Origin of the sequence: Paraburkholderia sp. BL6669N2 (assembly GCF_003387275.1) — a bacterium.
Lineage (GTDB): Bacteria > Pseudomonadota > Gammaproteobacteria > Burkholderiales > Burkholderiaceae > Paraburkholderia.
This window is the reverse complement of sequence record NZ_QUNA01000001.1, coordinates 2579778-2603794: the sequence shown is the minus strand read 5'-3', so window position 1 is coordinate 2603794 and position 24017 is coordinate 2579778. Positions and strand designations below refer to the sequence as shown.

Genomic DNA, 24017 nt, shown 5'->3' with positions numbered 1-24017 from the left:
AATGACCGACAATTCTACCCATCAGCCAATATTGGCGGCGGGAGTGCCGTCGCCTGTTCAGCTACGCGCCGAGCTTGAAGACCTTGTCGAGAAGGAGCTTACGGGTCCTCGCGGTGGCCTTGATGAAGAGGTCGCGGAAACCCGTGTACAGGACCGCTATTTGGTAGGTATGTTGTCACCGCGAAATAGGCGTCTGCGTGCGAACGAGATGGACGTACTCGCGGACGACGAGTCAACCTCCGGAGAGGATGGGGCCACAGACGACGCTCCGCTTCCGACAGATTCCTTGTCCCCCTGTTCGCTTGGACTGACATGCACGATAGCCGGAGACACTCAGTCCGTACTGGTCACTGGGCGATGGGGGCGCTACAAGCGCGAAAAGAGCGCTACGCAAGTCACCGAAAAGGGAAATCCACTGACGGTCTGGAAGCGTTATCCAATGGGCAACGTCGGTCTTCCAATCGCCCTTGTAGAAGGCGATGTTGCTCCTGTGCCTCTCGATAAGTCGCAATCGGAGGTCTACCTCCAGGGAAGAATTCGCAAGCTCAACGGCGATTGGGTGGTTTCGCTGTTCATGGTAAATGGACAGAGGGAAAGTGAAACCCTTAAGGACGAGATGTGGGTTTTTCAGCCCGAGCTAGAGGTTGCCGGTAATGAAGGTGCGGCAGTCTTTCGCAAAAGGCAGTTGTTCCGCGATGAGAGCAAGGCGGACTCCGTACAGCATGCAGAGCAAATGGCGCTCGAAATGCTTTATCGAGCGCAGGTAGAGTTCGCAGTCGGTCACGGAGTTGCAGTACATGCGGATATTGACCCAGAGGACCCCACGAAGTGCGTTCGCTTGCGTACGCGTGCGATGCCTACATATGAGGTGCCCCAGACAACACCGCCTACAGCGGAGGACATCCCCGCGCTAGCCGATGTGGTTCTGGATATGAAAGCGCTGGCCGAAATGCCCGATGGAGACCTGTTCCGCTCCCTTCGTGCGCTGCCGGGCGCGTACAAAGACTGGATTACCAAAGAGTCGGCACGAATCGACGACCCGCAGGAAGAACTGGAGGCCTATCGCAAGGTTGCCGAGAACGCGATGGTCGACTGCAAGGTCGCCTGTGACCGCATCTCTGTTGGTATCGACCTTCTCGAACATGACATCAAGGCGCGCGAGGCATTCCGTTTTGCGAACCGCGCGATGTGGCAGCAGCGCATCCATACGCTCGTGTCGGAGTCGAAGCGGGCCGGCCGAAGGGTAAGCATCGACGAATTGGACCAATCAGAAAGCCGCTCATGGCGGCCGTTCCAGTTGGCATTTGTGCTTCTCAATCTGCCAGGGGTGACGCAACTCGACCACTCCGAGCGTAGCAGTGCGCCTTCTGCTATCGCAGATTTGCTTTGGTTCCCGACTGGCGGTGGTAAGACCGAGGCGTATCTGGGTCTTACGGCATATACGCTTGGCATGAGGCGACTTCAGGGCAGCGTGGGAGGACGACTGGGACACGCCGGCGTAGCGGTCATCATGCGTTATACGCTTCGTTTGCTTACCTTGCAGCAGTTTCAGCGTGCCGCCGCGTTGATTTGCGCATGCGAAGTAATCCGACGGGGCTCTCCAGACGTGTGGGGCACGGAACCGTTCCGCGTCGGCCTTTGGGTTGGCATGAAGACATCGCCCAACACCGTCGCAGATGCACATCAATCGACGCTGGGCGGGCGTGGCGCCGGTATGGGCAGTGGCACTGGTTCTCCATTGCAGTTGACCAATTGTCCGTGGTGTGGGGAGGGTCTGGACCTTGGGCGTGACGTGAAGGTCGAAACGTACGCTCAAGGCAGAGCCCGTGTCTTCACGTACTGCAGTGACCGGTTAGGCCAATGTGAATTCAGTCGTGCGAAAGCACCTGATGAAGGAATTCCAGTCCTAACAGTCGACGAAGAAATCTATCGTCGGTTGCCAGCGCTGCTGATAGCAACGGTTGATAAATTCGCCCAGATGCCATGGAATGGCACGACGCAGATGCTGTTCGGCCAGGTTGATGGGTATTGCCCGCGCCATGGGTTTACTTCGCCCTGTCTGGAAGACGCTTCTTCGCATCCGACAAAAAATGGCCTGCCTGCAGTAAGGGCTGTAGCGCATGGCCCGCTTCGACCACCAGACCTGATTATCCAGGACGAATTGCACCTTATTTCCGGTCCGTTGGGTAGTCTCGTTGGGCTGTATGAGACGGCGGTCGACCGGCTATGTTCTTGGAGTGTCGATGGGAAGGCCGTTCGCCCGAAGCTGATTGCCTCAACGGCGACGATACGGCAAGCAACCGAGCAGGTGCGGTCGCTATTCTTGCGGGACGTTCGTGTGTTTCCGCCGCAAGGGCTAGACGTACGCGACAATTTCTTCAGCTTGCAGCGTGAACCGAGCGAACGGTATCCCGGGCGACGTTACGTCGGGGTGAGCGCGTTTGGGCGACGCCTCAAGGTTGCACTGATTCGCGTCTATTCCGCTTACCTGTCGGCGTCTCAAGCGCTGTTCTTGAGATATGGCAAAGCTGCAGACCCTTGGATGACCTTGCTGGGCTACTTCAATTCTATGCGAGAGCTAGGCGGCATGCGACGGCTTGTGGACGATGATATTCGCTCGCGGTTGCGGGACATGGAAAGCCGTGGACTGGCGAAACGTCATACGCCAGCTCTGGAAGAGTTGACCTCTCGGAAAAACTCGCGCGATATTCCCGGCTTGTTGGACCGATTGGAGTTCCCGCACGACCCGTTGTTGCCGCCCCATGCACGGGCAAGTAGCAAGCCGACCCGCGCCAATCCTCTTGACGTGGTGCTGGCGACAAACATGATATCCGTTGGGGTTGACGTCAAGCGGTTGGGCCTCATGGTTGTCGGTGGACAGCCCAAGGGAACTGCTGAATACATCCAGGCAACGAGTCGCGTCGGGCGGAACGCACAGGCCCCCGGCCTTGTTTGCACGGTCTACAATTGGGGGCGGCCGCGCGACCTTTCTCATTACGAGCGATTCGAGCATTACCACGCCACCTTCTACCAGCATGTGGAAGCACTTTCAGTCACGCCGTTCGCAGCACGAGCGGTTGACCGAGGGGTGTCTGCTGTCCTAGCCGCGCTGGTTCGTCTGCCTGCCTCCGAATTTAACGAGAACCTGGCAGCGGGACGACTAGACGGTTCGCACGCGATTGTGAAGGATGCGATTAAGGCGATAGCTCTGCGCGCCACATCCGTGACACAGTCGACGGCGCAAGGACAGCGGGTGGAGAAGCTGTTGAAAGCCCGAATTGATTTTTGGCTCAAGAAGGCTGCGTCCAAACCTGGCGGAGCGCGGTTAGGTTACCAAGGCCAGAGAGACGGGACGACAGTTGCGTTGCTCGAGAAAACCGGAGCGGGAGAGTGGGAAGACTTCACCTGTCTCGGTTCGCTACGCGACGTCGAGCCGAGTGTTGGCCTAATAATGGACGACAAGCCACTCGATGACGGGTACGGGCAAGGGTATTCGGCGCCAGCACCGGCTGCCGCCAGCGGCGCAAACGTTCAGCCGTCGACGGCCGGAGAACAAAAATGACAAAACACAAGGTCGGCGATATCAGACCAACGCAACTCCTGAACGTGTATGGAGTTGGCGCAATGATTGACCTTCCCAACATCGCTGGGATGGTGATGGGTTTGGACGACTGGGATACGACACATTCCGTATTGGTCAGCGAAGAGCGCCTGCTTCGCGCCGTGCGCATTCAACTCGGTGGCCAGGTGGAGAAGCTGTTGCTTCCGCCAGTCGAGCCAGACACCGCTTCTGCTGACCCGCTCGGAGGCGCCAAGATTGGAGTCCCGGTTGCGGCGTTTCCTCAGTGGTTTAGATGTCCATGGTGTGAGCTGTTGGCGCCAATCAGCTCTGGCCTGTTCGAACTGAAAACTGACCCATACCGGCCGGACCGGGCGCGCTTTGTCCATGCGAACTGCAGTAAGGCCGGACAGCCCCCGGTCGCGCTGCCGGCGCGGTTCCAGATGGCCTGCAGTCACGGCCATCTTGATGACTTTCCGTGGTTGCGCTTCGTGCATCGTGGTGCTGCAACATGCAATGGTCCATTGCGACTGAAAAAAATTGGTGCCTCAGATGAAGCGGTCGATTTGCTAGTTAAGTGCGATACCTGCGGGCTAGACCGCCGCATGTCAGACGCATTCGGAGAGGTCGCCGCAAGCGACGAGGTATTCGGCTGTCGGGGGCGGCGACCACATTTGCGGGACTTCGCGCCCAACGGCTGCGAAGAGCACGCGCAGACTATGCTGCTAGGTGCGTCCAACAGTTGGTTTGGCATATCCCTTTCGGCGCTCTCAATTCCGATGTACGTGGACAAGTTACCTCAGTTGGTAGAGGAGCGCTGGGCGATACTGCAACATATCCCATCACTTGAGACTATCGCGGCCTTTCGGGCGGTGGGGAATCTGAAGGGGCTGGAGGACTACAGCGACGTTGCCGTATGGGATGCCATTGAAAGCAAGAAGAATGGCCTTCAGGCCGACGAAGCTGACGGCAATTTGAAATTGCCTGAATGGAATGTCTTCGTCAGTGCGGACCCCGGCACAAACACTCGGGATTTTCAGCTAACCCCAGTGGCAGCGCCACACGGATATGAACCGTATTTTGAGAAGGTCGTTCGTGCAGAGCGTCTGCGAGAGGTGCGTGCTCTAACCGGATTCACGCGCATCGAATCGCCGGGCGACTATTCGGACCCCAGCGAAATTCCGGAGTCGCTGCGCGCGCCACTGGGGCGAAGCAAGCCGATTTGGGTGCCTGTTTCGGAAGTAAGAGGAGAAGGTGTTTTTCTCCAATTTTCAGAAGAAGCCATACGCGAATGGGTGCAGCGCGTTACTCAGCAGGATGAGGAAATGTTCCGCGCTCATGTGGCATGGCGGAAGGCTCGGCGCATTCCCGAACCTGAGAGCGGGTACCCGGGAATTCGGTATGCCTTAATTCACTCCTTCTCGCATGCCCTGATGAGGCAGTTGTCGATGGAAGCGGGGTACTCGTCGGCCAGCATTCGTGAACGGATATATGCTGACGACGGAAGTGGAGACGCGCCTCCTATGGCTGGCTTGCTTCTCTATACGGCCGCTCCGGATAGTGAAGGGACCCTTGGTGGTTTGGTCTCACTCGGCGAACCGGACAGGCTTGGGCGCTTAATACGGCTAGCCTTGGAACAAATTCGGCTTTGTGCCTCGGACCCGCTATGTGGCGAGCACCACCCAGCGCAGGATGGCACTTCATCGCTCCACGGGGCAGCCTGTCATGCCTGCATGTTTTCCCCCGAGACCTCTTGCGAGCGGGGAAACAAATATCTCGACCGGGGACTACTTGTCCAGACGATAGGCGGCGGAAACTTTCCCTTCTTTGAATAGTCATGGGCCCTTCCACATCCTTGCTTGACGCCATCACTGAATTCGCTGCCCAAGTGTCCCCTGATGCTGTGGCGACAGTGGTGGAGCAGCTTCGGCGGGTGCACGGAACTGCAAAGACATCGTCCGGGATGCTGTCGATACAACAGCGGCTTCACGCGACGGCTCGGGCGAAGTTAGAGAGAGTCATCGAAGAGTGGTGTCAGGATGCTGGTCAAATCACGCTCGTTGAACTTGCCGCGTCGATTGAAGGGGCGCTCTACCAAGCGACGAGGCTGCACAGAGAGAGTGGTGTCGAACTGGTGTGGTCCGGACCAGCCACCCCGTGGTCCGGATTACGGAGTACGGAGCAGGCACTACTCGAGTTGATAAATGCTGCGCGAAGGTCGCTTTTCATTGTTACGTTTGCCGCCTACAAGGTCGATGGCCTCGTAAGCGCAATCGAATCAGCAATGGCTCGAGGCGTCCGTGTTTCGTTTTTGTTGGAAAGTCGTGAGGAAAGCGCTGGTAAAGTGACCTTTGACCCGGCGGTTGCCCTTGCATTGTCACGTCTTAAAGGCGTTGCAACGTACGTTTGGCCATTGTCGCGCCGGCCGCGAAGCAGTCAGGGCCAGCACGGCTCGCTGCATGCGAAATTTATGCTTGCGGACGACGAGGTGCTCTTCTTGTCGAGCGCGAATTTGACCGACTATGCAATGAATCTAAACGTCGAACTAGGTGCGTTAATACGCGGTGGAGACGCACCGAAGCAAGCGGCCGCCAATCTCGCAGCGCTTGTGCGGAATGGCGTGTTTTGGCCGATGAGCGTAGCGAATGCTACTCCCGGGAAGTGACGGTCGCGTCGACAAATTTCGGCTGAGAGAGTGTGAACTCACGTGAACGCCCCGTATGTCCGGAGTATCGTATGCTCGGTATCCGATAAAAAGAATCTGCAGATTAATACGGGGGTTTGATGACCACGCTTTACGACATTCTCGAAGAGGTGGCGCCGAAAAAGGCATTATTCACCTCCTACACCTATTCGTCGGTCTGGTTTGAGGCGGGACCCTATCCGCTCTTGCGCAAAGGAGATTGCGAGCAAATCACGGTCATGCTGGACGCGCGCGAGGCGCGACATAGCGTGGACAATCTTCGAGTCGCTTCGGGGGGAGCCGCTATCGGGTTGCCAGCACCACACCGACCAAAGAGGGCAAGGGCGGGGGCATCTTTCATCCCAAGATTGCCTACCTCGAATCGGATGACGGCGATGTGTTCGTGGTCAGCAGCGCCAACCTGACTACCCAAGGGCACAGCCGGTCATTGGAAGTGCTGGATGTCGTTTTCGGCGAGCACAGACCCTATGGTCTTTGGTCAGATTGCAGACTTCTTTGAGTTGTTGCCGGCGCGTCTTAATTTGTTGGCCCGTGAGGACGAGGAAAGCTTTCACTCAACGGCCTTCGTCAGGCCATGATTGCCTACAAGAATCAGCCGACCGAGAAGTTCACCTGGCATGTGGTGCGGCACTTTGTGATTGAGCAGCACCTGAGTGTTGCGACGGAGCGGTCTGTTGTGGGGCTTGATGGCAAGCAACGGTTTGTGTTCTCTCCGGAGCGGGACGGGCTGGCCCGTTTTGCAAAAGCGGGCGCCGCACGCTTTGTGGACGCGCAGGAATCGGCTGACATCCTGTTCCACGCGCTCGTCTTGTTGAGGAATTGCGGAAAGTTGCTATTCACACCAGTCGAGGACGGCCCGGCCTACGCTGACCGGTTCGACGGTACGTTCACCCTGACTAAAGCAGGGCGAAACCTCTTGGAAGAGGCGGTTTAGGAACACTTCAGATAGCTGCGTCAGGTCAATCAGACGCAGAAGTCGCCGCATACAAATGGGGCCGCGCCGCGAGGAGCCAGGGTGGGGACAGGTAGCGCGCTGGATGGGGGCGCCGGCTTCGCTTTCCGCCCGACGGTCCGCCTAGGCTCATGTGCCCGTTCTGTCCCTGTAGCGGACTCGATGTGTGGCGGGGCATACTAACAAGGCCCTGCCAAACAGACCGCGAGCTCAGATGCCTTACGTCCATCAAGATTTCAAACGCGAAAAGCTGTACGACGAAATCTGGACCGAGCCGGTCAGCAAGGTATCGAAGAGGTATGAAATCTCAGACGTGGGACTTCGCAAGATTTGCGTAAGCTTGGATATCCCTGTCCCTCCCCGTGGTTACTGGGAAAAACTTGCCGCCGGCAAGGCCGTGAAAAAGCCATCGCTCCCGCCTACCAAGGGAGCGACAACCTACCGGCGTTCTGTCTTCAAGAACCCGCAGGACGACGAGCTGTCGCTGCGCACCCAGGCTCGAATCGATGAGGATGCCACTCATGCGCCGGACGTAACGACCGTAAGCATGCGCACCTCTATCGACGGATGCCTGCCGCTTGTCAAACGGATAGCGAAAAAGCTCGAAGGTAAGCATCGCGATTCGCGAGCATGGCCGTATTGCGACGGTGCCGGACTGATGCGGGTTGCTGTGTCCCACCAGAACTCGCTGCGAGCACTCCTCGTGCTGAACATGCTTCTCGAGACATTGACGGGCGCGGGATATACGCTTTCCTCAAGCGCCAAAGAAGAAGACCCGGCTTATGTGACGTTGCTTGATAACAAGCTAACTTTTCGCGTGAGGGAGCGAAGCCGCCAGGAAAACATCCCTTTGACTCGGGAGCAACTGGCCGAAAACAAGCGCGTCGGATATAACCTGAACAGCCAGACCTACCTCTACCATCCAACGAACGAATTGGAAATATCGGCGTTCGACGTTGGAAGCAACTATGCAACGGCTACCACTGCCGACAGTCGGAGCGCCTCAGTCGAGACGAAGATTCACGCGTTCGTTCGCAAGCTTCGGCATCGGATTATTCGCAATTCCGTCCAAGCTGAGATGCGGGTCGAGCAGCGAGAACTCGCGGCTATGCAAGAAGCTGAGCGCGCGAGGCTTGCCGCGATTCGCCGCTCCGCAATTGAACAACTCAAGCGCGTCGAGGAATGGGCGTTGAAGCTCGAGCGAGCGAACCGCCTGCGTGCGCTGGCGACTGAATTCGAAGTCAAGAAGATGAAGTCGTCCGACGACGTCGTCGACGCCACATGGCTACGACGCGCCGCAGACTGGTTAGACCCAACCGTCGAACGCCGATGGGACGACATGGACAACGCTCCAGCTGGATACGGTGAATTGTAGCGATTGGCTGCCGGCGACAGGGCGCATGCAGACGCCTCGATTGGGCGTCTTGTTTGGCACATCCAATGGTGTTTAAAAAGGCCGAAAAGTTGACCGTACGACGTCGAGCGCAGCAGGCAAAATCAAGTATCAGTGTGCAGCTCTGCAGCGCTCAGCACGGTGACAGCAAACGGCGCCAGGCGGCATGCGTCGCATCACAATGCAATCAGCGCACTACATCGCGGGACGAAGTGCGCTGTTTCCAAAGACAAGTTCTTGGTGGAGCGGAGGAGGCTCGAACTCCCGACCTTCGCATTGCGAACGCGACGCTCTCCCAGCTGAGCTACCGCCCCACGGCATCTCGATATTAGCACAGCGCACGGTTAATTTGCGATGCAGCGAGCATGACGCAGCATGCTGAGACCAAAAATTAACGACTAATGCCGAAGCCTCGAACAGTCACAAAATCATGGCCCGAGAAGGAACAAAGAGGGCCTACCGTGGTAACTGCGTCGTTAAAAGGCCACTCCACCGACGCCCCAGAGTCTGCTTTCATGGAGCGACTGCGCGACGTCTGACGCGCATTCTTTCGAACGCGTGCGTCCCATGTTCACTCCCCGATTAAAAGTGTCAGCTCACCCCTGTAAATCTCCGTATACGGCTGTACTTGCATGCAGTATTTCGACTTGCCAATGTCCACCCCCACCGTCCTCGCCGAGGAGCAGAATCCTCGATATTTTCTGCCGGCTACCACGGGAGCGTTGTCGACCACGATTGAGCGAATCGTTAAGACCAAAGCATCCGGCGCAGTTGATTGCACGTCTTAGAATCTTCGAGTCGGCGAGCACTAGTCTCAGAGTTCGCGAAGGCTGACAGTCGCCGTGCGCGCCGGAGACTGTGGCCTACACCGATAGCGGCATCTCTGGGCAGCTTGGAGGGCTATGTGGTGGATTCTTCCGGCGGGAGCGCCAGCGCAATATTGAATCCTGAGTCCAACACGGTTTGCATGGTACCGTCGTTGAAGCTCCCGTCGCTCAAAAGAACGAAAGCTCGAGTGTCATGCAGGGTAGACAATTCTTTAGCTATTGCGAGTGCCGGCATAATGTTGCTGCTGCTACCCAAGGCGCGAAGCTCTTTGTCAAACTCTCTTGTCGAAGCCTCGATTAAAGATTCACAGACGGTGGCACTACCGGCGAACAAAATGCAAGTGTCCAATAGTGCACCCTCAGCCACCAACCGTCGCAACCGCGAGGCAATAGCTAGGATATTGCCGGCGTAGCTGCCCGACAAATCAAGGATTGCTACCGTCCTCGAGACAAGTCCGTGCACCTGTTTCAAAAGCCGGCGCAAGGGGGAAAGTCCTGCTCCCTGTGGTGCGACGTCCAGAATGACGCGCGAGTCGGTACCGATATCTGGGCGAGGGAAGTATTCGAGTACACACGAGAAGTCGCTTGGTCGAAATTGGTCCATATATCGTTGAGCTGTGCTCACGTAGCTCGACATCGAATACCCGCCTTTTTCCGAGAATTTCGGGTCCACAATCCACACTGGCGACGTCTGCGCAGTGTTGTCTCGCCACAGCGAGATATCTGGCATGTCTCCCTTCTGGTGGCGGCGGAACAACTGATAAAAGAGGAACAGGCTCGTGCCGTCCTTCGCTATTTCAGCGACCGGACGTGAGGCTTTGGCGTACTTGAGATTCCATAAACGGTCGGAATTCTCGTCACTCGTGACTTCCAGCAACCGGACGTCACAACCACCGTCTCGAAGGGTCTTCAAGATGGTGCACATCACCCACACCTCATAGAGTTGCGGCCGGTGACGGATTACATCCAGTCTCAGTAGCTGAGCAAGCTCTTTCGCGGGCGTACGTTCGTGAAGAAAGGCGATTGATTCAATGAAAATCCTGAGGCGTTCGCTAGCCCGCGAGTCGATTGTGTCCGACCATGTTTCGCGCGACCTGAATGCCGAATCTACTTCCGATTCGAATTTCTGTAGGTCGCTCGATAGCCGTTTCTGAAGGATGCGTAGTTCGCCCAGAACGGGAAAGTCCTCAGATTCTTCACCGGGAACACTGTCTGAAAGTGCGTTGCCGACAAGTCGCAGAATCTGCCCGAATTCGGCGAGCGCCTCACGAGAGTATTCGCAGGTTTCGATTTGCTGAAAAACCGCACCCAGGTGTAGCTGTCGTCTGTTAAGTCGTGTCCTCGACCTCTTCTGTGGCGCGGCGTTGTTTCGAACCTTGAGAAGGAGCGGTTTCACGAAGCTTCGATACTCGACCTCCAGGTTCGTTCGCACTTGCGCAGACGGTCGCGTGTTTTCGGTCCAGGAGATTGCATAATCCAACTGCTGCGGCCTGATTTTGATATTGTCTGCAAGCGAAATCACAGACGCAGTAGTACGCGCTCTAACATCGCCTTGCCCCAGAAATGCTGCAACCTCTGCGAGCATGCTCATCGGGCGAGTCAATGCCTCGAATACGGCCATGCAGTACGAGGTCTTCGATACGGTCGAAAATACCATCAGTGGGTCCTTCCTGAAGGACTCTTTTGGCATCGCCTCGATGCTGAGTGCGTCGCACACCTGGGACCATTCAATGTCAGTGAGTAGGTCTGCGAGTTTGGAGTACGATTTGTCTTTCAAAATGCGATTCCTCTGTGCAATCGGAATTTTCGAGTAGGCGGCTATGCAGGCGCAACCGGCCTTGATGCACCTTGGTTAAAGAGGTAATGTCGATAGCGGTCCGGCTGAGCGTCGCGGGTCGCCGGCGGGATGGCGATGGACACGTCAATCGTGTTGAATTGCGCTCTCGCGTGCTGCTCGAATCTCATCGCGGTCCGGGATGGAGCCAATATTGGCAATTGCGTTGACGTAGTCGGCTGGCAACGTGGCGGTTAGCGCACCGTCAAGGACATGCTGCTTATACCAGTGGTGAGGCAGCAGACCGTCTTTCTTGTTGGTCGCGATATATATTTCAATGCGGGTATCGGGCCCGCTGGTGTGTGGACCTGGATTCGCGTCGCGTCGTACCCATGCCCGTTACCTTCTGCTCGGTCCAAGGACGGTCGGTCAATGGTGTGGATGGAGAAGACCACTCCGTAAACCCGGTCGTCTGAATTGACGGTTAGCTCGCAATCACATTTTCCTGAGCCATCCTTGCTTGCCTCGTCGAACGTCAGACGGCGGCCGTTCACGTACCCAGAACATATGAGTCTCGCTGACGGCGCCCGTGTGGGTGCCGTCAGCTTGCTGACAGACATGTTGGAACCATAAGCGAAATACAACAAATTATCCGCGTCTGTTCTCAACGTCATTTTTGAACCGTCCTTTCGGCTGATAGACGCTCTGAATGTTCTAGGTTTATTACCGTCAGGCAACCCTTCAATCGTCGACGTCTCGAAATATCGATGCAACGTTGCTATTCGACCTGACGTTTTTACTGACAGGTGCATCCTCTTCTTTCGCGCCCCGATAGCGCTTAGTCATTTCCTCAACTGCATAGGCGGTTCGGCTCTTGAAGCCGTCAAGGAGCTCTTTGTCCCGCTCGGGCGCAACCTCGCGGATAAAATCTCGCACCGCCTCCTCAAGGTCGTCGAAGTGATTTGCGGGGCTGTAGTCGGTATCCCATGTCTCGCTTACCCGGTCTACGTGGTCGTCAAGCCGGTTCAAGACCTGGCTTTCGACCTTTGATAGCAGGAGAGATTGCTCGGGCGGAGTAAGCACTTCGCGAAGGTATTCGTATTGCAAGACACTTGCATCCGCTCTTTCCCACACTGACTTGATGAGTTCCTCGGCGAATAATTTTCTCGTCTTCTCCGGGAGGAGACCGAACTTGTTCATCTTCGCCAGGAAATCTGCTTTCGAATCTATTGCTATACGATAGTTTCGTGGAAGATGAATATCTAATTCGAGCAGGTCGGACCGCATGGCAAGAAGTTGGACGGCGAATTCTGTGTTTGCTCGCGTCGTCAGAAACGAGCGCAGCGCTGAATCCGGACGCGCTGATAGCCGCTGAACAAGAAGGTCGTAGAAAATTGGCGGGACGACAACTAGAGCACCGGTAAGTGTAACGCCTGGGCAAACAATTTCCGCCATCAGTGATTCAGCTTTGGCCCCTCGCAAATAGAGTTCGACCAGTTCGGGGTTCTCTGCAACGTATCTACCAATTGACTCGCCAACGGTCGGATGCTTGAATTGCCAGTACACGCCAGTATGGTCTTGCGCATGCAGCGAAAGTGTATCGTTCAACTCGAGCACTGCCGACCGCAGTGAAGCGAGAGTCACCCCAAACGCTTCCATGGCCAATTGCGCTTCCGGGCCGTCCGCAATCGGGGAGGAAACCCGCCCGGAACTAACGAAAAGCAGCGCGAGCGCTGCAAGGCTCTGCGGGGCGAGCGAACGTACAGTCTCCAACAAAAATTCCGATGGCTTTTCGAAGAACTCGCTTACCCCGGCCTGCGTCTTCTTGAGCTGCCCGGACAGTAGCCTGTTCCCCAAGCGTCGCGCCGATTCAGGCAAAAAATGTTCTCCGCCTACGACGGCCGGCAAAAACCCTTTGATTTCCGTTCTAAACGATTTGTCCTGGTCACCAAACTTCAGGTGGTTATACGCAATCTGCGCTTTTTCATCCGTCGTAAGTTTCTCGACCTGGATTGTCACGTTGCTCTTTGACAGAGCTGGCAATGCGCTAGCCTTCAAATCGTTTTTTGCGGCCATCCAGATATGTGTACGAGACGTTATCAGGAACTTACTTCCCGCTTTCAAAGCGGCTGCGACATGCGGAAGAACCTGGTTCCACGCGTCCATTCCAGACCTTTGATACTGCGTAGCACCCCATGCGTCATCAATCCAGAAAAATTGCCGTTCGTTGGGATTGATACGGTCCCGCAGTTCGCTTGGGGACGTAGGCTTTACCGTCAAGCATCCCCAAATGTCTGCGGCACCGACGGCAAGACTCGCACCGATGGTTGATTTTCCCGCTGCGGGCGAACCTGCAACACACTGCCCATCATCATTGCGACGATGTCGTTGTCCGCTATCCGTTTCACCCGCGCTTCGGCGAGCGCGTTAATGTCATTGGAATGAATCGCTATCGAGGCGAGTCGTACCTGATCATCATGCAACCCGATGGCACTCGCGCTCATCTTCCGCCGTGGATGACCGGCGAAGCAGCAACTCGCATGTCTATCGTTGTGCAGCCGGAATTACCGCACGGGGCGTTGATCGAACTTCAACGCCTGGTCAGCGCCGCTTTATCTTCTTCAGTGTTGTCAACGCACAGGGGATACGGTGATGCGCAAACAGGTGATGGTGCAGCACGATCTGTTCGAGGGGAGCAGCGAGGAAGGACCTCTGCCCGCAGAGGTGTTAGCGGACGTAGTGGCGCAGTTGACACTGTTGATGCAGTCGGTGATCGATGCAATCGAGATGGAGGTGCGCGATGAACAAGATCCGCGCTGAGCATCTCTCGCGCCTCGCCTATGTCTACGTTCGTCAGTCGACGCTGGACCAGGTGCAGCATAATCGTGAGAGCCAGTTACGTCAGTATGGACTCGCCGATCGTGCCCGCGTGCTCGGCTGGCCTGAGGTGACGGTCATCGATGACGACCTGGGCCGCTCGGGCTCGGGTATCCATCGGCCCGGCTTCGAGCGCTTGCTGGCCGCCCTTTGTAGCGGCGCGGTGGGCGCAGTATTCTGTATCGAAGCGTCCCGGCTCGCGCGCAACGGGCGTGACTGGCACACGTTGCTCGAATTCTGTCGGCTCGTCGGAACGATCCTGGTGGATGAAGATGGTGTATATGATCCGCGCGAGCCTAACGACCGCCTGCTGCTGGGCATGAAGGGCACGTTATCCGAGATGGAACTCTCGACGTTTCGTCAACGCTCCCAAGCCGCGCTGGATCAGAAGGCCAAGCGCGGGGAGTTGTTCATGACCGCACCGATTGGCTACATGCGTGTTCCGAACAACCGCATCGAGAAGGATCCGGATCTACGTATTCGTGAAGCGCTCGATCTGGTGTTTCGGAAGTTTCGCGAGTTTGGTAGTGTGAGGCAGGTTTTAATCTGGTTTCGACAGGAGCGCATTGAGCTACCGGCGGCAAGCTATGGCCCGGAGGGCCGTTATATTGTCTGGAAACTACCGGTCTATAACACCCTGTGGCATGTCCTGACGAATCCCACCTACGGCGGGGCATACGCATTCGGCAAGACCAAGACGATTGTGCGCATTGAGAGCGGTCGCAAGCGGCTGTACAGCGGCACCCACGTCAATCGCGAAGAATGGCAGGTCTTGATCGTCGAACACCACGCGGGATACATTAGCTGGGACGAGTACGAGAGCAATCGCAAATTGATCACCGACAACGCCAACATGAAGGGCAACATGGTTCGGGGTGCGGTCAAACGCGGCGGTTTGCTGTTGGCCGGTCTCATCCGCTGCGGCCATTGCGGTCGCAAACTGCACGTCGCGTATTCAGGCACCAAGGGCGACATCGGCCGCTATAGCTGTCAGGGCAGCATGATCAATCATGGCGGCCCACGCTGCATCTCGTTCGGTGCGGTGCGCGTAGACCAACGCGTCGCTGAGGAAGTTCTACACCGACTTGAACCATTGGGCATTCGCGCATCGCTGGACGCCATTGAGCGCAAGCGCCTGAGTGAGGATGAGCGAGTCCGGCACAAGGAACTGGCGCTCGAACAGGCACGTTATGAAGCTGCTCGGGCGCGTCGGCAGTACGATGCGATCGATCCCGATAACCGGCTGGTAGCCTCCGAGCTTGAGCGTCGGTGGAACGACGCGTTGGCAACACAAGCGCAGCGGCAGTGCGAACTGGATGCGCTGCGCGAGCAGCCTGCAGACTCACTCAGCGCCACCGCGCGCGACGAGCTCATGAGATTAGGAACTGACCTGCCCAGGTTGTGGAATCACCCTGCCAGTGCCATCGAGATCAAGAAACGTATCTTGCGCACCGTGCTCAAAGAGATTGTCGTCACCAAGCAGGACCACACCATCCGGGCGCTCCTACACTGGCAAGGGGGCGATCACACCGAGCTCGAATTTGAAACGAACCGGACCGGTCAACATCGCTGGGCCACTGACGTCGAAACGATCGACATCGTTCGAGCCTTGGCGAGAACGCTTGCAGACCAAGGCATCGCTGCTGTCGTTAATCGTTTAGGCAAACGCACGGCGAAAGGGCTTTCATGGACAGCGGCGCGAATTTGTATCTTGCGCAAAGACCATGCGATAGCCGCTTATCGCGAGGGAGAGCGGCAAGAGCGCAATGAGCTGAATGTGACGGAAGTCGCGGCGCTATTAGGCATCAGTACACCGACCGTCTTCCGGCTGATCCGCATCAAGCGATTGCCTGCCACGCAGGCGTGTCTTGGCGCACCGTGGATTTTACGGCGCGTCGATGTCGAAACGTTTATCACAGCAAGAAGTGCCATCGAGGGTCCGCAATCAGCTGACCCGAATCAACTATCCATTGATCTTCAATAACATAGGGAGGTGAGCATTATGTCTCGTGTCCGGGTGCTCCTAAAAGCAGAACCACACCGTGCCGATTGATTGCGCTTACGCTTTGACGATGTCCTCCGCCCACGTACCTACAAAGGCACCGTCCCGGCCACCGTCGTGCGAGGGGAGAAATCGCTGTATTGGGCGTTTCAGGCATTCTTGCGCTACTGCTAGACAAAGGTCTTGGAACGCTTTCCATCCCAGCGTATGTAGTTGAAAGTCGCTAAACAAGGAGTGCTCCGCCGCTTTGCAAGAATAAGAAAGATGGATGTTAGCGCAATGCGCGGGATGCGTCCCTCGGAGGACGAGTTGGCTTGTTCGAGAATGTTCGCCCTGGGCGTGAAAGGAAGCCAGGCGCGCGTCTGGAATAACCGCGCGCCGAGCAGACTTGCCGTTGATTTAGTCGGCGACCTCCACCACAATCTTCCCGAACAGGTCGTTCGCTTCGAGATATTCGTGGGCTTCGACAATCTCGTCGCGCGTGAAGATATGTTCGCCGATGACAGTCTTGAACGCTCCATCCTCGAAGCCATACGACCTTTTCAAAACTGGTGCGCTCACGAAGGAAGAGTTTGAGCAGGTACACCACCCGCGTTCTTCGCCTCCGACTCGAAGACAAACACGCAGCCCAGCTGCGCGAGCAGGCGTGCGCGGTTCACCACCGACATTCATCAACGTCGTCGACGTGTGCCTAGGAATTATGGGCGCATCCGGTCACTGCAGTGAGGAAAACGTAGAGGCAATGTCGGTATGACGTAGCAAATTCCGTTTGACAGCGGTATGCACGCTAGCATCGGCGTGCACCTTTCTCAAGCGCGCGGGCGTCCGACTCGAGTGTCAACGCCCGGTCTTGGCGTGCCCCCGGGTGCGACAGGGAAATTTCACCGCACCGGCGGACAAGCACGTTCGGCTTGTCCGTGGTGAGGGGCGGATAGCGGGCACCTTGCCTCGGCAGCCCGCATCCTGGTGAGCGGCAGAGTGACGCCTTACGTGGCGGAAATTGTTAAATCAGCCTCTTGCGTTGCTTCGTCCGACTCGTAATCTTCGCCTTCCTCGACAACTTCCCCGGTATAGGCCCTTTTTCCCATCGCGTTTTCAATCAACTCAAGCAGTTGACGTTGCCTGTCAGCCATGAACGCATCAAACGAGTCGCTGCGCAGCAGCGCTGGGTTGATGTAATGAGAGCGCAGATGTTCGTCCAGCCGTCCGGCAGCAATCGAAGGCGTGCTTGAGTCCCCGGCCTCAAGCTTGGCCATATACTCGGAAGGAGCAACACCCCCAATGATGCGGTTAGTGCGATACGACAAGGGGGTTTTGTTGATAATCGAGTCGAAGACGGCTGGTTTGATACCTTGGGATTTGCACCAGGCTTGCGGGAAGATGTGATGAATGTCGACGTTTTCTCCGAAGAAAACGGTGTTATCGAACTCTTGGCCTGAACGGAAGTCCTGCGCTCCCTTCCTCATCAACAGTGCATTAACGCCTTTGTACGCTGCGGACAAGCGCATGCGCATGGTTTTCAGTCGGTCCGCGCGGAAAGTTGTTTCGCTCACCGTCGTCGGTTCAGGGCCGCCATTAAGCCACGCAGGAACTTCAAGGAAGTCGCGCGAGAAGCGCGAGTCCACCGCAGACCCATAGAGCTCGCCGAAGACACCGTTCCAATACCACTGAACAAGCTTGGCGCGGATTGTATCGTGCTCCCACGCGTTCCCGATGTCAGCCAGGATGGCCGCAAGCGGGACGATTTGCGACTGGTAGGGTAAGTCGAACACGCGATAAATGTGCAGCGTGTGCAAAAACTTCGCTGCATGTACGAACCCGTTCTCAACCTGCGATTCGTACTTTTTGTACGCGCTAAGCGGCAGATTCAGAAGCGCTTGACGGTTGCCAGTAACCGCCGGCAGGTCCTTGCCTGACTTTCCTGCCTGTTCAGCTTCGCGTCGTTTCTCACGTGTATAGAACAGCGAGACTGCCTGCAAAAAGTCAGTATTGGTGACGTTGGCGATGATGCCGGAGGTCGCGCCGGCGGGTCGTAGTGTCTCTACGAAGCGGCTTTGTCGGCCTTTTGCATTCTCGTTGCCAAACCAGTCCTTCCGGAGCTCGTGGCCATCGGCGGCGTACATCGCAGTCACCAGTTCGAAAGCATCAAGCGGCTTGCCCCCGGTATTGACCTTCTCGAATACAACGCACACAGCCTCTTTCGAAGTTGAGCGGTCGAGCGCGATGACGGGAACACGATACTGCTTGAAGTTTTCGAGTATTGCCTGTTTGAACGTCCGAAAAAACTGCCTGGTGTCGGCGTGTTCTTCACCCTTCCAATAGTCGTCGAAACCGTCCTGCCACGAGTCCCAGTCGAACACTCGGGACACTGGATACATCAGCGTCTCGTACTCGCGCTTTGCGGTCGAGAGGTCGAGGACTTGAGAGCGCCCGAAATCCGCACGAATTACTCTGTCGTCAGGCACCCCAATGATTGCATCTTCCCGGTCACAAGAAGGGTCCATTGCCTTATTGATGTCGATGTAGAACCAGCGTTTAACTTTCTTGTTCTTCGGCGTGACGGTTTCGACGACCTTGCCTCGAAGCGTGACCTGATAGAGAGAAGTAATTCGCTGCTGACCGTCGAGCAGCAGCGAACGCGGTCGCGTTGATTGGGCGTCTTTGGGCGCGCCTTCCACGGGGCGTGGCTTGAATTCGATGTCACCGCCGGTCTCCAGCGTCATCAGCGCACCGACTGGGAAAGCGCGCGAAATTGAAGCGATGAGGCTCTTTATGCGGTCTTCGTCCCAGACCCAACTGCGCTGGAAGTCGGGGAGTTGTAAGTCGCCTCGATGGCAGTCATCGAGGAGCTCTCTGAGGTCTATCGGATTGGTTTGAAATGCGGACCTGGCCATGGTCGATTTTCCCGTTGTTATGATGCCCGTTTGGTAGTTGAAGTGTACATAGGTGCTGAATTTTCGAACAGATATCTGTGGGTTTAAATGATGCAGGATGCTGCCGAATTTCGAACGATGGCAAATGCACCTAATCGCAGCTCTCATCTAATGACGGAGGTTCGAAAGACTTTACCCGCACTTGTCAACTAACAGCGAATTGCAGACCTATGCGTAGGAAGGTTAAGAAGTCCAGGCCAGGGCAGACACCGGCAGTTGCCGTCCTCTCGCAAGAAAAGCTGGCGCAGGCATCCGAAAGAGTCCAACGCAAGATGGAAGAACTCGCAGAAAGGATTCGCGTAAACATCCTTGCGATGGACCCGAAACAACTCATTGGATATGGGTGGTAACCAAGACTTGCGAACCGCCGGCAGCGAGACTGTTGAGCACGCTCGCAAGGTGTCGCGCTTGAGGCGGATGTTGGTAGAGTTCCGGTTCTTCGCAGCCGAGGATAAGCCGAGGTTCTGTAGTCTCACCTTGCGTTGCTAACTCCTGCAAGAGGGCGAGCAGAAATGAGCGCTGGAAGCCGTGGCCGAAGCGAGCTATATCGCCTTCGAACGTCCCTTCCCCGGCGACGATTTTCGCGAACGGCTCCTCGACCTTCACGGACTTGTCCGGGTCCTGCTGCCAACTGACACGTAAGCTCGTGTCCGGATGCGCCCACTGCATGAGCCGTGTCTGGAGCGAACCCGAGATGCCCTCGAGCGCGACCTGGCTCTCATCAAGTAGCTTTTGATACTCGTCCCGCGCTTGCTGCGCGACAGCACTTAATCGCTCAGTGAAATTCACCTTGGACCGCACTGTTCGCGCGAGCAGCCTGCCCAGTGCAGTCGCCTTTCCTTCGGATTGTTCCGCAGTAGCGTCCTTGACTGCGGGTATGTACACCCACTGCAGATATTTCTGGAGCCGGTTCGCACCTTTGCTCACTCCGTAGAACTGGTCTTCGCTCGGAATCAGGACGCATTGCTCTGGCAGATTTGCTTCGTAATTCTGCAATTCCTCGGCCATTGCGGCTACGGTCCCGGCTTTCGGTAACTTGAAGCTGTCTTGCAACGTCGAGTAAATCTGCTTCAGCTCGTCGGCCTTTGCCCTGTCTCCTTGACGCTTGAAAAAGCTCATGAACTCTGCCATGCCGAGCCGTTCCCCGAACTGCCGGACTTCGGCTCGGCCCGCAACTGGGTCAAACGTTGCCTTCGCCGTAACAATCAGACGGTCCTGCCGGAAATACTCTTTGAATTCTTGCTTTGCGTCTTCATTCAGGTCGCAGAAGGTGACCGTAATTTCTATCGGCTCCGACGTATCTTTGCGGTGAAAGTCTTCGGCCGACAGATAAGTGACGTCCGTGGCCACACCGTCGGTCTCTCGAAAAAAGACGTTAAGCGCAAATAGGAAGGTTGACTTCCCGGCGCCGTTCGGTCCGACAAAGCAGTTGTAATGGTCGATGTCGACAACAGCGTCTTTGATGGTCCTAAGATTTTTGATGCGAACTGACTCTATACGCATGACGCCCTCGGAAGTTGGTTTGGTTATTGGCGCCATTAAAGCACGATACGGTCGTCGCAGATACCAAAGCCCGCGCTATTCCCATGGAGCGCATGGGAAGTGGCGAGAACTGGTTGGGGTGCCACCTAATTGCGCTTTTGGCACTTCATAAGCATTTCATCGAGAACGACCGGCCAGTCCCGGGCTTCCTTGTTATCGACCAGCCGTCACAGGTTTACTTTCCGTCGACCACATCCTATCGCTCGCTCGACGGCGCCACCGCAAGCTTCGATAAGAGCGACGCCGACGTTGACGCTGTGGCGAGGATGTTTGTACTGCTCAAACAGGCATGCGACGAGTTAGCGCCTCGATTCCAGGTAATTCTCACGGAGCATGCCAATTTGCCGGAGCCCTGGTTTCAAGAGATGCTTTTAGAGCCGCCTTGGAGAGACACGGGCGTGCGTTAATCCCACTCGATTGGCACTCAGCTGACTAACCTACAATTTGCCAGTCGCCAAGCAACAGCAGGTGGGCGCAGTGCGAGCAGGCGGGTGTGTCCTGTTGACGCTCGCCGTGGGCAGTTGAAAGGAAAGGACGCGGGTGGCTTTTGGGATGCCGCTGCATACGTGCGTGAACGCAAGGCTGACGAGCGGTGCCTTAGACTCGATGAGGTGCGTAACCCTCCTTTGGGCGAACGAGATTTGTCGCTATACGAGTTTTCAACGGCGACCGCACATGCAAACCTATCTCGACGTACACCAACTGGCCGAGCGGCTCGGCTTGAAAGCAGAAACAATTGTTCGCAACGCGAAGCATGCACCGTGGAGGCTGCCTCGGCGAGCGCAAATTGCGGACCATCGCATGCTACGGTGGTCTGCCACAGAGGTTGAGAGGTGGCTGACCGGACTTTCGATATCTAAGGACACCGCGTTTAGTACTCGCTGGCCTTTCTCTTCTCGATGAAGCGGGTAGGCCGAAATATCGACGGCATCTAATGGCGGATGCGTAGCATCGGCTAGCTGCCGTCCATATTTGCGAAGTAACCAGCGAGATGGCGCGGGCCGCCGTCGAAACGCCCTGAAGTCCTTCGAAAATTCCTAAATCAAAATTAGTACGGGAATGGCACCACTGACTAGGGGAACGATTCGCTGCGATGTGGTCGGAAATGCCTGCGCTGTTCGGGCACGCATGGGGGCATTCAGCAGTCTCGGTTTTTGACGGCGCTGAATGAGCCACTCTCCACTAGAGTGCTCGCTCGAGTTTAGCGTGCGACCCGGCCGCAAGAGTCGGGCAACATGCGATTCAGCATAGGCCATTGGCCATAGGCTTCGACATACGAGAACAACAGCGCTCGTTCGCACAACGCAACTAGTGCCTTAGCGTAGAATCTCTTTTTCTCGGCGTCGTAGATGTTCCAGTCTGATTGCCACATCGAGTAGCGTGGCTTGACCTTCCTCACATCGTCGGTTGAGGTGACGTAGTTGACTATCGCTTTGTGATGACGGTCGATTCGACGGTGCCCGTGCGTGGACATACCCACATACATTACCGCTGGATGCAAATACCGGTTCTCGGAATCATTGGATGTCAGCTCGTCAACTTCGTCTCCAGCAAGCCAGTAGTGCCATACAGGCCAAATTCCTGTGAAATGTCGAACTATTCAACGAGGCGTTGCCTGTGTCTCCACGGGGTCCATGCCGAAAAACGCACCGGCAAGTGAATTTGCTTCAATTTTTCGCTCCTTCTGAAGGAGGTTCGATGTTAGCAATTTGCTGCTTGAGTAGCCTATTGCTGGGGCAGGAAATAGATGAGCAACTGTAAAGCGGAGTGCTGTAGTTATAAAGTAAATAAGGTATGCGTAGTATCTATACACCTGCTATTGGTGGAGAGAGCAACTGTAAAATCTGAGGTGGAGAGGTCGTTGCGCAGAAGCCAAATCCGCGCCATTTGATGGGGTAAGGCACGTGGGTCTGTCGATATCGTTCAGGGGTCCTTGATTCGATGAGGCTTGAATTTTTTGTAGCGCTGCCTATCCTTGACGTGAGCGGTTTAGCTGTTTGAGCCAAGGTTGCGGTGATGAGGCTCGCGGAGGTGAGGGCGGTGGTCCAAGGAGGGAGCGTCGAGCTTGTCCCCGGGCTGTATGGCTACCGTGCTTTGAATGGACTAGGGAGCAGAAACATGTCGGGCTATCTTTACGAGATGACTATGAACGAAGGCAGCAAGACTGAAGTGCGAGATTCCATGACGAACGGAATACGACGCCAACAGTGTATAGAGGCATTGGCATTGGCATCGGGACACTGCTCTCACTCCACCACATGCTATTACGTTGCAGACACCGTTCGGGACACGTTATCGGTGCAGATGGAGCGACCCGATAAAGGAGGGGATACGTCGATGAATCTACATATGGTTGAACAGCATTTGTGGCTCATAGGGCAAAGTTTCGACTTTCGTCCGCTGAATGGATGCGCGGATACAGACGGCGGCCAATGTAGGGCGGTGTGCGAACATGCTACGCCATCGGGGGTCACACTTTGTCGCCATTGGGAAGGCCTCGACCGTGTCGAAGCACTTCGAGCGCACCTTGCCGATGTCGATGAACAATTACGTTCGCGTGGCTTTAGCGCTCTCCCGACAAAGGCACGTACTTGAGGCGTCTCATGCACATGACGTTGACAGGTTCGAGCAATGGTCTCGGAACGGCCCATCTTCGGGCTGTTTATTGGAGTAGCTCATGGACATGTACGACGATGTTCTTATTCCGATGCTTGAAGATGGGTATGGAGGTCCGGGTCAAGCGCCGCTCGAAGTGCTGTACGAGTTGGCTGTATCGCTCTCGGAGTCCCACACTATCTGCCCATGCAAGTTGGCCCACGTGGGCGATTTTTTGCTCAGCCAAGAGCGTGCTGTGGAGTCGGTTCTGGGCCAGCTTCTAATACAAGATGCCGCGCAAATGGGCTACGGTCGCGCACGAGTGGCGGCAGCGAAGCTTCTCTCCACGGGGAAACACATTCGTCGCGATTACGAAAAGGCGCATCAGTTGTTAATGGCGGTCTTGCATGATATGGGCAGTACTTGTGACGATATTACCGAGGCCTCGCGACTCTTGGCGGATAACTACCTCTGCGGCCGGGGCGCCGTCCGTGATGTGAAGCGAGCACTGTCATTGTATGAGTCGGCTTATCGACTAGGTCTTCCGGAAGCGGCCTATCGACTTGCCAGTGCCCTGGAAGACCCGAGAAACAAAAGCATTTTTCCTCTCAACCGCCTCGAAATGGCTGCGAAATATTACGAGTTGGTGAAAGATGACGTGCAGTCATGCAAGAGCGCCCTGGCTTTTTTACATCTTCGTGGGGGGTGGGTTGAGGCAGACCCAAAATACGGGCGTCATCTGCTCGACCTCGCAGCCGCAGAAGGTGACTATTTCGCACATTTATTCTTTGAAGTGGAGAAGACAGGAATCCCTATGCGATTCGGGCTAGACGAGTCCTAGGCGATGGTTCGGGGCGCC

17 protein-coding genes and 1 tRNA gene are annotated in these 24017 nt (G+C 56.1%); 9 read left to right on the top strand and 9 right to left on the bottom strand.

The window, feature by feature from the left end; all coding sequences use genetic code 11:
- The first annotated feature begins 1 nt into the window (after position 1).
- From drmA to B0G80_RS11810, 5 genes are all read left to right on the top strand, one after another.
- Entirely contained in the window at positions 2-3562 is a 3561-nt protein-coding gene (drmA, locus tag B0G80_RS11830; protein WP_116118108.1) for a DISARM system helicase DrmA, read from the top strand.
- A complete protein-coding gene (drmB, locus tag B0G80_RS11825) occupies positions 3559-5394 on the top strand; it encodes a DUF1998 domain-containing protein (protein WP_116118107.1) in 1836 nt (611 codons plus the stop codon). Before drmA ends, drmB begins: the two co-directional genes overlap by 4 nt.
- A 2-nt stretch (positions 5395-5396) precedes the next feature.
- Entirely contained in the window at positions 5397-6224 is an 828-nt protein-coding gene (drmC, locus tag B0G80_RS11820) for a DISARM system phospholipase D-like protein DrmC (RefSeq protein WP_116118106.1), read from the top strand.
- A 613-nt stretch (positions 6225-6837) separates the two neighbouring features.
- Positions 6838-7197, top strand: a complete 360-nt coding sequence (locus B0G80_RS11815; RefSeq protein ID WP_116118105.1) for a hypothetical protein — start codon at positions 6838-6840, stop codon at positions 7195-7197.
- 232 nt (positions 7198-7429) lie between these two features.
- Entirely contained in the window at positions 7430-8590 is a 1161-nt protein-coding gene (locus B0G80_RS11810) for a hypothetical protein (RefSeq protein WP_116118104.1), read from the top strand.
- Between the two features lie 256 nt (positions 8591-8846).
- On the opposite strand, the gene B0G80_RS11805 is transcribed toward B0G80_RS11810, so the two are convergent.
- From B0G80_RS11805 to B0G80_RS11780, 6 genes are all read right to left on the bottom strand, one after another.
- Positions 8847-8922: transfer RNA gene (locus B0G80_RS11805), tRNA-Ala, on the bottom strand.
- Between the two features lie 586 nt (positions 8923-9508).
- Positions 9509-11212, bottom strand: coding sequence for a hypothetical protein (locus B0G80_RS11800; RefSeq protein ID WP_147309857.1), 1704 nt, complete (start codon positions 11210-11212; stop codon positions 9509-9511).
- A 144-nt stretch (positions 11213-11356) separates the two neighbouring features.
- Positions 11357-11509, bottom strand: a complete 153-nt coding sequence (locus tag B0G80_RS48035; RefSeq protein WP_408968009.1) for a hypothetical protein — start codon at positions 11507-11509, stop codon at positions 11357-11359.
- Entirely contained in the window at positions 11464-11829 is a 366-nt protein-coding gene (locus B0G80_RS48030) for a gamma-glutamylcyclotransferase family protein (protein ID WP_408968007.1), read from the bottom strand. The genes B0G80_RS48035 and B0G80_RS48030 overlap by 46 nt, the downstream gene beginning before the upstream one ends.
- A gap of 121 nt (positions 11830-11950) precedes the next feature.
- Complete coding sequence (locus tag B0G80_RS11785) at positions 11951-13534, bottom strand: hypothetical protein (protein WP_408968005.1); 1584 nt, start codon at positions 13532-13534, stop codon at positions 11951-11953.
- Positions 13486-13713 carry a hypothetical protein gene (locus B0G80_RS11780; protein ID WP_116118100.1) on the bottom strand — a complete coding sequence of 76 codons (228 nt, stop codon included), beginning with the start codon at positions 13711-13713 and terminating at the stop codon, positions 13486-13488. Before B0G80_RS11780 ends, B0G80_RS11785 begins: the two co-directional genes overlap by 49 nt.
- A 148-nt stretch (positions 13714-13861) precedes the next feature.
- On the opposite strand from B0G80_RS11780, the gene B0G80_RS45815 reads away from it, so the two are divergent.
- Together B0G80_RS45815 and B0G80_RS11775 are read left to right on the top strand one after the other, a co-directional pair.
- Positions 13862-14029: a hypothetical protein gene (locus tag B0G80_RS45815; protein ID WP_181919892.1), complete on the top strand. Its 168-nt coding sequence runs from the start codon at positions 13862-13864 to the stop codon at positions 14027-14029.
- Positions 14010-16070, top strand: coding sequence for a recombinase family protein (locus B0G80_RS11775; protein ID WP_116116778.1), 2061 nt, complete (start codon positions 14010-14012; stop codon positions 16068-16070). The genes B0G80_RS45815 and B0G80_RS11775 overlap by 20 nt, the downstream gene beginning before the upstream one ends.
- 417 nt (positions 16071-16487) lie before the next feature.
- Here B0G80_RS11775 and B0G80_RS11770 read toward each other — a convergent pair whose 3' ends face one another.
- From B0G80_RS11770 to B0G80_RS11760, 3 genes are all read right to left on the bottom strand, one after another.
- Complete coding sequence (locus tag B0G80_RS11770; protein ID WP_116118099.1) at positions 16488-16760, bottom strand: zinc-binding dehydrogenase; 273 nt, start codon at positions 16758-16760, stop codon at positions 16488-16490.
- A gap of 314 nt (positions 16761-17074) precedes the next feature.
- Positions 17075-18982: a DUF262 domain-containing protein gene (locus B0G80_RS11765; protein WP_116118098.1), complete on the bottom strand. Its 1908-nt coding sequence runs from the start codon at positions 18980-18982 to the stop codon at positions 17075-17077.
- A 369-nt stretch (positions 18983-19351) separates the two neighbouring features.
- Complete coding sequence (locus B0G80_RS11760; RefSeq protein ID WP_181919948.1) at positions 19352-20524, bottom strand: ATP-binding protein; 1173 nt, start codon at positions 20522-20524, stop codon at positions 19352-19354.
- Positions 20525-20550: 26 nt separating this feature from the next.
- Between B0G80_RS11760 and B0G80_RS11755 the strand changes: the two genes are divergently transcribed.
- On the top strand, positions 20551-20970 hold the full coding sequence (locus B0G80_RS11755) for a DUF3732 domain-containing protein (RefSeq protein WP_147309856.1): 420 nt from the start codon (positions 20551-20553) through the stop codon (positions 20968-20970).
- Between the two features lie 2270 nt (positions 20971-23240).
- The gene (locus B0G80_RS11740; protein WP_116118093.1) at positions 23241-23999 is read left to right on the top strand and encodes a tetratricopeptide repeat protein; all 759 of its coding nucleotides are present in this window, start codon (positions 23241-23243) and stop codon (positions 23997-23999) included.
- The last annotated feature ends 18 nt before the right edge of the window (positions 24000-24017 follow it).

Bases quoted from the DNA above. Each gene is read 5' to 3' on its own strand.
- drmA (WP_116118108.1), top strand. From the start codon at position 2: ATGACCGACAATTCTACCCATCAGCCAATATTGGCGGCGGGAGTGCCG.
- drmB (WP_116118107.1), top strand. From the start codon at position 3,559: ATGACAAAACACAAGGTCGGCGATATCAGACCAACGCAACTCCTGAAC.
- drmC (WP_116118106.1), top strand. From the start codon at position 5,397: ATGGGCCCTTCCACATCCTTGCTTGACGCCATCACTGAATTCGCTGCC.
- B0G80_RS11815 (WP_116118105.1), top strand. From the start codon at position 6,838: ATGATTGCCTACAAGAATCAGCCGACCGAGAAGTTCACCTGGCATGTG.
- B0G80_RS11810 (WP_116118104.1), top strand. From the start codon at position 7,430: ATGCCTTACGTCCATCAAGATTTCAAACGCGAAAAGCTGTACGACGAA.
- B0G80_RS48030 (WP_408968007.1), bottom strand. From the start codon at position 11,829: ATGTCTGTCAGCAAGCTGACGGCACCCACACGGGCGCCGTCAGCGAGA.
- B0G80_RS11780 (WP_116118100.1), bottom strand. From the start codon at position 13,713: ATGAGCGCGAGTGCCATCGGGTTGCATGATGATCAGGTACGACTCGCC.
- B0G80_RS45815 (WP_181919892.1), top strand. From the start codon at position 13,862: ATGCGCAAACAGGTGATGGTGCAGCACGATCTGTTCGAGGGGAGCAGC.
- B0G80_RS11775 (WP_116116778.1), top strand. From the start codon at position 14,010: ATGAACAAGATCCGCGCTGAGCATCTCTCGCGCCTCGCCTATGTCTAC.
- B0G80_RS11770 (WP_116118099.1), bottom strand. From the start codon at position 16,760: ATGAATGTCGGTGGTGAACCGCGCACGCCTGCTCGCGCAGCTGGGCTG.
- B0G80_RS11765 (WP_116118098.1), bottom strand. From the start codon at position 18,982: ATGGCCAGGTCCGCATTTCAAACCAATCCGATAGACCTCAGAGAGCTC.
- B0G80_RS11760 (WP_181919948.1), bottom strand. From the start codon at position 20,524: ATGCGTATAGAGTCAGTTCGCATCAAAAATCTTAGGACCATCAAAGAC.
- B0G80_RS11740 (WP_116118093.1), top strand. From the start codon at position 23,241: ATGGACATGTACGACGATGTTCTTATTCCGATGCTTGAAGATGGGTAT.